General features: G+C 43.1%; 8 protein-coding genes. 5 read left to right on the top strand and 3 right to left on the bottom strand.

Annotated features, from left to right (window positions below):
* Positions 1-387 precede the first annotated feature (387 nt).
* On the bottom strand, positions 388-816 hold the full coding sequence (locus PX482_RS17720; RefSeq protein ID WP_147070581.1) for a CAAD domain-containing protein: 429 nt from the start codon (positions 814-816) through the stop codon (positions 388-390).
* A gap of 325 nt (positions 817-1,141) precedes the next feature.
* Between PX482_RS17720 and PX482_RS17715 the strand changes: the two genes are divergently transcribed.
* Both PX482_RS17715 and PX482_RS17710 read left to right on the top strand, forming a co-directional pair.
* On the top strand, positions 1,142-1,375 hold the full coding sequence (locus tag PX482_RS17715) for a DUF433 domain-containing protein (RefSeq protein WP_039899814.1): 234 nt from the start codon (positions 1,142-1,144) through the stop codon (positions 1,373-1,375).
* A complete protein-coding gene (locus tag PX482_RS17710) occupies positions 1,372-1,713 on the top strand; it encodes a DUF5615 family PIN-like protein (protein WP_002759489.1) in 342 nt (113 codons plus the stop codon). The genes PX482_RS17715 and PX482_RS17710 overlap by 4 nt, the downstream gene beginning before the upstream one ends.
* A gap of 9 nt (positions 1,714-1,722) precedes the next feature.
* Here PX482_RS17710 and pcrA read toward each other — a convergent pair whose 3' ends face one another.
* Entirely contained in the window at positions 1,723-4,044 is a 2,322-nt protein-coding gene (gene pcrA / locus PX482_RS17705; protein ID WP_288095268.1) for a DNA helicase PcrA, read from the bottom strand.
* Positions 4,045-4,370: 326 nt separating this feature from the next.
* Between pcrA and metK the strand changes: the two genes are divergently transcribed.
* Together metK and PX482_RS17695 are read left to right on the top strand one after the other, a co-directional pair.
* Positions 4,371-5,621, top strand: a complete 1,251-nt coding sequence (gene metK / locus PX482_RS17700; protein ID WP_012267167.1) for a methionine adenosyltransferase — start codon at positions 4,371-4,373, stop codon at positions 5,619-5,621.
* Positions 5,622-6,210: 589 nt separating this feature from the next.
* Positions 6,211-8,085, top strand: a complete 1,875-nt coding sequence (locus PX482_RS17695; protein ID WP_288122785.1) for an ABC transporter ATP-binding protein — start codon at positions 6,211-6,213, stop codon at positions 8,083-8,085.
* Positions 8,086-8,305: 220 nt separating this feature from the next.
* Here the strand turns inward: PX482_RS17695 and PX482_RS17690 are convergent, their stop codons facing one another.
* Positions 8,306-9,703: an amidase gene (locus PX482_RS17690; protein ID WP_125732758.1), complete on the bottom strand. Its 1,398-nt coding sequence runs from the start codon at positions 9,701-9,703 to the stop codon at positions 8,306-8,308.
* A 144-nt stretch (positions 9,704-9,847) separates the two neighbouring features.
* On the opposite strand from PX482_RS17690, the gene pyrR reads away from it, so the two are divergent.
* Positions 9,848-10,381, top strand: a complete 534-nt coding sequence (gene pyrR, locus PX482_RS17685; RefSeq protein ID WP_004162618.1) for a bifunctional pyr operon transcriptional regulator/uracil phosphoribosyltransferase PyrR — start codon at positions 9,848-9,850, stop codon at positions 10,379-10,381.
* The last annotated feature ends 192 nt before the right edge of the window (positions 10,382-10,573 follow it).

Below are 10,573 nucleotides of genomic sequence, written 5' to 3'. Positions count from 1 at the left end.
ACAAAGACGTAAAGTATATGTTGGCTAACTTAGATATTGTCGTCGAGCAGCGGCGATCTTTGCTTCAATCTGTTCTAGAGAAGCTTGAGTACCTCGGTCGTGAAATTAGCTCTTAGATATTCCTCTTCTGTCAGAGGAGGAGAGTTAGAATAGAGAGAAAAGCCCTCATACTCAACTTAATCGATTGATAAATTCTCTGTTGACATCCGTTTTCCCCTGTCATTTCTGTTTTCCCGTTCCCTAGAGTGACAGAAGAGGGATATACAGTTAGAAGAACCAGAGAATGGCTATCTGGTCTATTTACCTAACTGCCTCAATCTTTACTGTTGTGCAAAAACAAAAGAGTTGAGTGTTTCCGCTCAACTCCTGGGTTATTTATGCTTGATTCTATAAAGGGTTATTGTGACTGCCAAAAACTTGCGCTTTTAGTGCATCAATTTCGGCTAATAACTCGCGACGATTTTCATCTTTGAGCAGATAGCGCCAGACAAACCAACCAGTGTAAACGATCCCAACTAATTGTAGGATAGGAGCAAGGAGGGGAATATCATCGATCGCATCTAAAACCGCTAGGGTAACTTTCACGGTGACAAAACTGGCTAAAATTGCCCCCAGAACGATTAAAGGTTTTTTGTATCCAGAGAAGAAACTACCGATATAATCGGGGACGTTAGCCAGATAGGACATCACCGAATCCCAAACTGGTTCTACATATTCAGACCAAATCTGTTCGGTGCTGCTGCTGGGTTTGCTCAGAGACCCGGGTAAATCCGTTCTAATCGGATTTTGGGTCTCGGTGGGTTGCATTGATTCCATATTAACTGATCCTCATCATAAAGGTTAGACAGTGCGCGAATACGACCAACGGGGGTCAATTTTAACAGACTGAATAGACTAACTCGCTGTTGCCCATATTATCGGATAATTGCGATACTAGGCGGAAAGTTGCTCAACAACTATTAAGAATCAAGGATTTAGCTTCTCAATTTTATCGTCAGTCTGACCGCAATTCTCTATTCTAACAGCAGGTAGCGATCGGAGTTGAGGAATCAGGGGGTGTCAGTTGGGTGCTAGGGATTGGTTGTTAGGATTACCAGATAAGATAATTAAATGCAGACTAAATATCTTCGAGATGCGTTCTATGGACTCAACAGTTAGCTTGCTTACCCGCATTACTCAAACACCCGGCCAGTGTGGTGGTCGTCCTTGTATTCGGGGGATGCGAATTCGAGTAACGGATATTTTGGAAATGTTAGCGGAGAATGTGAGCATAACTGAAATTCTAGAAGACTTTCCCGATTTGGAACTCGCAGATATCCAAGCTTGTTTACTTTTTGCAGCACGGTGTACGGATTTTCCTAAACTAACGGCATGAAAATTTGGATTGATGCTCAACTACCCCCAACTCTAGCAAGCTGGTTATCAGCGACCTTTGATTTAGAAGCATCGTCCCTGCGAGACTTATCCCTTCGAGATGCTCAAGATATCGAGATCTTTGCAGCAGCGCGAGCGGAAAATGCCGTGATTATGACCAAAGATAGTGACTTTATTGATTTGGTTTGTCGTCTGGGAACACCTCCTCAAATTTTATGGTTAACCTGTGGTAATGTCACAAATCAGAATCTGCGGCGATTACTGACAGCTACTTTACCCGATGCGTTGAAACAACTAGAGCAAGGAACAATAATTGTAGAGATTAGCAATACTCCTTAAGGTCTTTCCCTATTCGTGGATAAGTTGCATGGGTGCGGTGCGAGGATCGATGATTTTCTGACCTAAACCCGAAAATTTGACCGCTAGATTCATTTTTTTACCCTCACCAAGGATATGGGTCACTTCTCCTTCTCCAAAAGTAGAGTGTAACACTCGATCGCCTACCTGCCATTTTCTTTGATCGGAGACAGTTTTTTCCATGGCAACCACTTTTGGGGTCTTTTTCGGTTTCAGGTTGCTTGTGAGCAATTCTGGGGGCAATTCCTGCAAAAATTGGGAAGCTACCTTCATCTCTTTATTCCCCCAGACATATCTTTCTTTTGCGTAGGTTAAAAATAATTGTTCCTTGGCCCGAGTCACACCCACATAACACAAACGGCGTTCTTCCTCAAGAGCAATGGGATCGTTTAAACTACGATTATGGGGAAAAATGCCCTGTTCTAAACCGACTAAAAAGACGATAGGAAACTCTAAACCTTTGGCGGAATGAAGGGTCATTAACGAGACTTTTTCTTGACCTTCCTGAAGATTATCTAAATCCGAGGCTAAACTAGCACTAGCGAGAAATTCCTGGAGATTGGTTTCTTCGTTTTCTTCTTGGAATTGTACGACGGCGCTATACAATTCTTGAATATTCTCAATGCGGGTATCAGCTTCCTCGGTTCCCTGCTGTTTTAACTCATCGATATATCCCGAATCTTCCATGATTTGGTCTAGGATTTCACTAGCGGATAAATCGGTGATTTTTTCTTGCAGGTTTTGGATAATTTTAGCTAACTTATTGATGCTTTTAGTCGCACGACCGGCGAGAGTATTAACGGAAGTTTCATCGCTGATAATTTCCCATAAAGGTACTCCTAATTCTTGGGCAGCTTTGAGCAAATTATCGATTGTGGTTTTACCGATACCGCGCCGGGGAGTGTTAATAATTCTCAGTAAACTAACGGTATCAGCAGGATTGGCAATCACTCGTAAATAAGCGATCGCATCTTTAATCTCCTGTCGATCATAAAATTTAAATCCCCCGACAATATTATAGGGGATATTATTGCGAATTAACCCATCTTCAAAGGGGCGAGATTGGGCATTAATTCGGTAGAGAATGGCAAAACTACCCCAATTTAATTCGGGGTTTTCTTGAGTAAATTCTCGAATTTTATCGATAACAAAAGCTGCTTCTTCCTGTTCATCTCTGGCTTTAAAAACATAAATACTCTCGCCTCCTTCTCTGGTGGGAACAAGGACTTTATCGATTCTTTGACTATTCTTTTCAATTAACTTATTTGCCGCTTGCAGAATATTTTCCCGTGAACGATAGTTTTCCTGTAGTTTCACCATCGTGCGAGTATCATCATCGAGTAAACCATCGCCAAAGTCCGCTTGAAAATTGAGCAGAATAGTAAAATCTGCCATCCGAAAACTATAGATAGATTGGTCGGCATCACCCACCACAAAAATCGATCGATCCGTCCAATTCCACTCACTTTTTTTCGTTTCACCATTGGTGGACAAAAGCCGAATTAACTCGTACTGAATCCGGTTAGTGTCTTGGTATTCATCGACTAAAATATGCTTAAATTGCGTATGCCAATAACCGAGAATAGATTCATTTTGCTGAAAAAGACGGACTGGAACCAGTATTAAATCATCAAAATCTAGGGCATTATTTTGTGCCAATTGCATCTGATAAGCCTGATAAACCTCAGAAATGACCTTTCCCCGAAAATGAGGGTTTTCTCTGGCGTAATCCGTGGGAGTTAAACCTAAATTTTTGGCATTACTAATCGCATAACGTAGATTGCGAGCATCAAATTTTTTATCATCTAAATTCATCTGTTTAGTGACGATATTTTTCACCAAACTCTGGGCATCCGATTCATCCATAATTGAGAAATTCCTTTGCCAACTATGACCATATTCATCCTGATATTTATTAATGTCATAGCGCAAAATCCGACCGCAAAGACTGTGAAAAGTCCCAATCCAGAGTTTTTTAGTATAATTCCGATAAACTTGAGAAAAGAGTTTTTTCTGTTCGTATTCTTCTAAAAGTTCTAATCTTTGACCGTATTTTTCCTGTGCTTTTTGTTGAGCAAAAGTTTTTTCAATTCTCGTTTTCATTTCCCGGGCCGCCTTATTGGTAAAAGTGACTGCGAGAATATTTTCCGGCTCGACCCCGTGATGACGGATCAAATGGGCGATACGATAGGTTAAAGCGCTAGTTTTTCCCGATCCTGCTCCAGCAACCACCAACAAAGGGCCGCAAAAATGCTCAACAGCAAGGCGCTGGGAAGGATTGAGTTGTTCTAAATAATCGGCTGTGACTGTCATAATTTTTCAATATAGCTCTGCGACCGCTATTACTCAGGCTACATCATCGAGACGGGTATCGGGCATTAGTCAACCCCTTCAAGAGATAAAAATTTTTTGGGCTAGTTTCTTTCAAATCGTTCAAGATTCTAAGTTGTCATCTACAATGGAATTAGCGGAGACGAAAGTTTCCGTTCACTCCTCACACCACACTCCGTCCGAACAATGTTCGGGCGGTTTCTTATTGAAAATACTGGATCTCTACAAATTCCCTGTTACACTGTATGATCAAAGATTTCTTGGAATCTTTTTTGCGTTCAAACGTACTACTATGTGAGGGACATCACTTGTCTAAACGTTATTTGTTCACCTCCGAATCGGTTACAGAGGGACATCCCGATAAAATTTGTGACCAGATTTCTGATACTATTCTCGATGCTCTGTTATCCCAAGATGACCACAGTCGTGTAGCGGCTGAAGTGGTTGTCAATACAGGGTTAGTCTTGATTACTGGTGAAATCACCTCGAAAGCACAGGTTCATTTCGTCGATTTAGTTCGCAAGAAAATCGCTGAAATCGGCTATATCAACGCCGATAACGGCTTTTCCTCGAATAGTTGCACCGTTTTAGTCGCTTTAGACGAACAATCTCCCGATATTTCCCAGGGTGTCACGGCTGCTCAGGAAAATCGCGAACTTCTCAGCAATGATGAACTCGATAAAATTGGTGCGGGAGACCAGGGTATTGTCTTCGGTTTCGCTTGCAATGAAACCCCGGAATTTATGCCCTTACCGATTAGTTTAGCCCACCGCATCGCTCGCCGTTTAGCGGCAGTCAGAAAAACGGGTGAACTGTCCTATCTGCGTCCCGACGGTAAAACGCAAGTATCGGTCATTTATGAAGATGGTCGTCCCGTGGGTATCGATACTATCCTTGTTTCTACCCAACACGATGCTACTATCGGCGATATCACCGATAATGATCTCGTCCAACAAAAGATTAAAAGTGATCTCTGGGAAGCGGTAGTACAACCGGTCTTCAGCGATTTAGAGATTAAACCCGATGCCAATACCCGTTATCTGGTTAATCCCACCGGAAAATTCGTCATTGGTGGACCCCAAGGCGACGCGGGATTAACGGGACGGAAAATTATCGTCGATACCTACGGTGGCTATTCTCGTCACGGTGGCGGCGCTTTCTCCGGTAAGGATCCTACCAAAGTCGATCGCTCCGCGGCCTATGCTTGCCGTTATGTGGCCAAAAATATCGTCGCTGCTGGTTTGGCCGATAAGTGCGAGATTCAAGTGGGTTATGCGATTGGGGTAGCTCGTCCGGTGAGTCTCTTCGTGGAAACCTTTGGCACTGGCAAAGTCGCTGATGATGTGATTCTGGACTTAATCAATAAATACTTTGAACTCCGTCCGGCCGGTATTATCCAAACCTTTAACCTGCGCGGTTTACCCAGTGAAAGAGGCGAGCGTTTTTACCAAGATGTGGCCGCTTATGGTCATTTTGGTCGCAATGATCTCGATTTACCCTGGGAACAAACCGATAAAGCCGCTATCCTCAAAGAAGCTTTGACTTCTGCGGTAGTATAGGGTTAAAAATTAACTGCAATTTTTGATTCAGGAATAGAGTTTCAGGCTCTATTCCTTTTTTATACTAAATCCGTTGAGTATAGGCTACATAGGGTTTGCGGCAAAAAGTTTTTCCTGGGGGCAGGGTGTAGGGTGTGGGGTGTGGGGTGTAGGGTTTTACCGATTTTGAGGGGGTCAATTACCTAATTTTCAGGGAAAAAGTCCAGGAATTTTTCCCCCGATCACTCCCAGATCCATTACTTTTTGATGGCCAAAAGGTCTAAAAGTTTTACCCAACAAGGTTTTTAGATTTATTCAGCAAACCCTACATATCAGGAGAGGCAATAGGCAATAGGAGCAATAGATAATCAGTTTTTAATAACCGGATTTGGTATAACTATTCTCAATTATCACTCTAAACAGGATTTAGTCTGACAAGTCTCTGGTAAATGGCGATCGCTGAGAGACGAAAATCTTCTTAATGCTGGCAAAATTCTCCCTTGCAAGCGAGATGTCGCCAGCTATCTACGAATTAATTGCACCCAGCTACTGGGAACAGAAAAAGCTATATTTATAAGTAAATCGAATCTGTCTTTCTGTTTAAAGACCCATGGATAACAAAGTTCTCGACGTTCGCCATCTCACCGTTGAATTTTCTAATCAGAAAAGAACAACAGTCGCCGTTAATAACATTAGTTTTAGCTTGCAGAAAGGTCAAGTTCTCGGTTGTGTGGGGGAGTCGGGTTCAGGAAAATCCGTCACCTCCCTTGCACTCATGGGACTGGTTCCCTCTCCGGGAAAAATTACTGGGGGAGAAATTTGCTTTCGTCCGGCAAAAGGTCAGTCAATGCAAGCAGTGGATTTATTATCTATTCCCCCGGAAGAATTGCGTTATTATCGCGGGGGAGAAATGGCGATGATTTTCCAAGAACCAATGAGTTCTCTTAATCCAGTTTATAACATCGAGTTTCAACTCACCGAAGCAATTTTACTGCATCAAAAAGTCACCACTGAACAGGCAAAAAATCAAGCCATCTCTCTACTGCAAGAAGTGCGCTTATTACCCAGTGATGAACAGTTAGAGGAGAAGTATATAGAAACTTTTCCCTTAGAAAATAAGGGTCATGTCAGGGAAAAAATTAGAACTTATATTCAGGAACAAAAAGAAGCAATTCTCAAGCGTTATCCTCACGAATTATCGGGGGGACAATTACAAAGGGTAATGATTGCCATGGCGATTTCTTGTAATCCTACCCTATTAATTGCCGATGAACCAACCACCGCTTTAGATGTGACTGTCCAAGCAGAAATATTAAGATTATTACGAGATTTGTGTAAAAGCGATCGAGAAATGTCAATGGTTTTTATCTCCCACGATCTGGGAGTTATTAACGAAATTGCCGATCAAATTGTCGTGATGTATCAAGGAGAAATCGTCGAACAAGGAACGAAAGAAGAAGTATTAAATTATCCCCAACATCCCTACACAAAAGGTTTACTTGCCTGTCGTCCTCGCTTAAACTCTCGTCCAGAAAAATTGCCCACTGTCAGCGATTTTTTACGAGTGGAAAAAGACTCTCAAGGTAAGATTATTGAATTACAGGAAATTACTCCACCAGCAGTTAAATTTATTACTCTCCAAGAGGAAGAAAGCAGAATTGAAGGTTTACAACATCACGAGAATATTTTATCAGTAGAAAATTTATCGGTTAGATTTCCAGTTAAGGGAGTTTTCGGGCAAGTAAAGACCTTTTTTAATGCCGTAGATCAGATCAGTTTTGCCGTTAAACGGGGGGAAACTCTCGGTTTAGTCGGTGAGTCGGGCTGCGGAAAATCTACCTTAGCAAGGACAATTCTGCGCTTAATTCCTGCCACTTCTGGAGATATCTATTTCCGAGGAGAAAATCTCGCTAAATTAAACCCCAGCGATCCAAAATTAAGACTACTGAGACGGGAATTACAGATAGTTTTTCAGAATCCCTACAACTCCCTGAATCCCCGTTTATCCATCGGTAAAGCAATTTTAGAACCGATGGTTATTCATCATACCGGCGGCAATTACAAAAAGCAACGGCAACGAGTAGAATATTTATTAGAACGAGTTAAACTCGATCCTAATTGGTTTGATCGCTATCCCCATCAATTATCGGGAGGACAACGACAAAGGGTGTGTATTGCTCGCGCTTTAGCCTTAAATCCTCAGTTTATTATCTGTGATGAATCTGTCTCTGCTTTAGATGTTTCCGTGCAAGCGGGAGTCTTAAATTTACTCAAAGAATTACAGCAGGAATTTAATCTCACTTATATCTTTATTTCCCACGATTTAAGTGTCGTCAGATTTATGAGCGATCGGATTATGGTGATGAATAAAGGTAAAATTGAGGAAATGGGTACAGCTAACCAAATTATTAACTCTCCCCAAAGTGATTACACCCGTAAACTTATCGCTTCCATTCCCCAATTTACCGAAAGTCTTGCTAGTTAAGTAGCTGGTTATAATTGAATTAAAAATGGATTTTAGCTTCGATCCCCCCTTAGTCCCCCCTTAATAAGGGGGGTGCCGATCCCCCCTGCCCCCCTTGATAAGGGGGGTGTCTGACAACTTTTAACACCTACCTAAGCTAAACGGCGCTTAACCTGCATGATCCAACAGCTATAACCCTTTTGGAGTCTATATCGGTGATCCGAAGTAAAAGCCGTTTAGCTTACTTAAAATTAGCCATCAAACCGAAAGGATTAGCTGCCTCTAATTGTGCCGATAAACCTAACAAAGTGATTTCATCAGCAGGTTTACCCACTAACTGAATTGCCACGGGTAAACCCTGACTATCAACCCCTGTGGGTAAAGCAATCGCGGGTAAACCACTCGCATTAGCAATCGGAGAAGGGGCAATCCAACTAATCATCTTATTAACCGCTTCTTCCGGTGGTAAATTTTCCCACTCAGCAATTCCGGGGGGTTGATGTAGAAAAATTGGCAAAAGTAAGACATCAAAATTATCAAACATCGCCACAATTTGCCGCGAAATAACGTGCATCTGCCGCACCGCTTGCAGGTATTCCCCCGCACTGCCAGAATTGTCCAATAACCATTGGTTAAGGGGACTTAATAACTCCCTGGGAATTGCCGCCGCTGCCGTCCCCGCTTGCCAAATACGGCGAAAAGGAGCGATTAAAGCCTGTAAATCGGGAGAATACTCCGTTAAGTGATGCCCCATACCCTCTAAAATTTTAGCCGTCTCGATCACAGCATTTTTATAGACGGCAGCCGCTTCGCCGAAGGGGGATATGGAAGTAGAAAAAGCGATTCTTAGGGGTTTTACGCCTCTCTGAGTGGCTTCTAGGAAAGAAAAGGGCGGATCGGGTAGCCAGTAGGGATCGCCCGTCGTATAGCCCGAAATCACGGTAAGCAGCGCCGCCCCATCTGCCACCGTCTTAGAAAGAGTGCCGTTAGTGGCGATACCGCTTTGAAATTCCCCCACCGGGGCATAGGAAACGCGCCCACGACTGGGTTTTATCCCCACCAAACCGCAACAACCCGCCGGAGTACGAATGGAACCGCCACCGTCGGAACCCTGGGCAATCGGGCAGAAACCCGCCGCTACCGCCGCCGCCGCACCGCCACTGGAACCTCCTGCGGTATAATCGCGGTTGAAGGGGTTACGAGTCGGCAAAAAACCCGGATTTTCGGTGTAGGGAAAGGAAGCTAGCTGGGAAGTGGCAGTTTTGCCCAGAAGGATAAAACCCGCCATTTTTATTCTGGTGACGATTCCTTCGTCATATTGGGCAATATTTCCCTGTAAGGCGGCGATTCCGTAACTAACCGGCATTCCAGCGACGGCATTTAAGTCTTTAATGGCGGTGGGAACTCCAAAAAAAGGCGGTAATTCGGCAGTAGCGGCGATTTGACTTAATTGTTCCGTTTGGGCGCCCGCGGTGGCTAGGGCGCTTTCCCTGGCGACATGGACAAAACTACCAATTTGACAGTCAAATTTCTCAATTCTGTCGAGGTATAAATGGGTTAATTCTAGGGGGGAGATTTGTTTAGTGCGAATCAGTTGGGCTAATTCTAGGGCAGATTTTTGCAATAATTCATCACTCATGAGCGATCGAGTTAAAATAGGTAAGTGAAAATAATTATATTCGTTAGTGATGGAGATGGTTTTAAAGGAAAAAGGAAAAAGTAAAAAAAGGGACATTGCCGTAAAAATTTCCCTATCCCCTATCCCCCCTTGTCTTGGAAAATTATGACCCCACAGTTAATTGAAATTCTCTCGGCTGACGAAATTCGTCGCACTATTACCCGTTTGGCTTCCGAAGTTATCGAAAAAAGTGGCGATTTAAATAACTTGATTTTGATCGGTATCTACACGCGAGGAGTGCCTTTAGCTAATTTAATTGCTAGTCAAATTGAGAGCTTAGAAGGGGTAAAAGTTCCCGTGGGAGCGATCGATATTACCTTCTATCGCGACGATCTCGATCGCATTAAAACTCGCACTCCTGCTAAAACCAAAATGCCCCTAGATGTCACGGGAAAAACCGTGATTTTAGTCGATGATGTTATCTATAAAGGTCGCACGATCCGCGCCGCTTTCAATGCTATTATTGAGTATGGCAGACCGCAAAAAATCCGCTTATTAGTCCTCGTTGATCGTGGTCATCGGGAATTACCAATTCACCCAGATTTTACGGGCAAAAAACTCCCCACCGCAGCCGAGGAACAGGTAAAAGTTTATCTACAAGAGATTGACGGCAAAGATGGGGTGGAATTAATCAAATAAACAGAGGATTGGTAACTAATCCCCGGAGGAAAATAAACAGAATTGCCTCGATAAGTAGGTAGGCGTTAAAAATTATCAGACACCCCCCTTATCAAGGGTAGGGTTGATTCATGAATCAACCCTACCTTATCAAGGGGGGCAGGGGGGATCGAACCTAAAATCCATTTTTAATTTAATTATAACCAGCTACTT

The organism is Microcystis sp. M53602_WE12 (assembly GCF_030065455.1).
Classification (GTDB): Bacteria; Cyanobacteriota; Cyanobacteriia; order Cyanobacteriales; family Microcystaceae; genus Microcystis; species Microcystis aeruginosa.
This window is presented reverse-complemented; position numbering and strand designations above follow the sequence as displayed.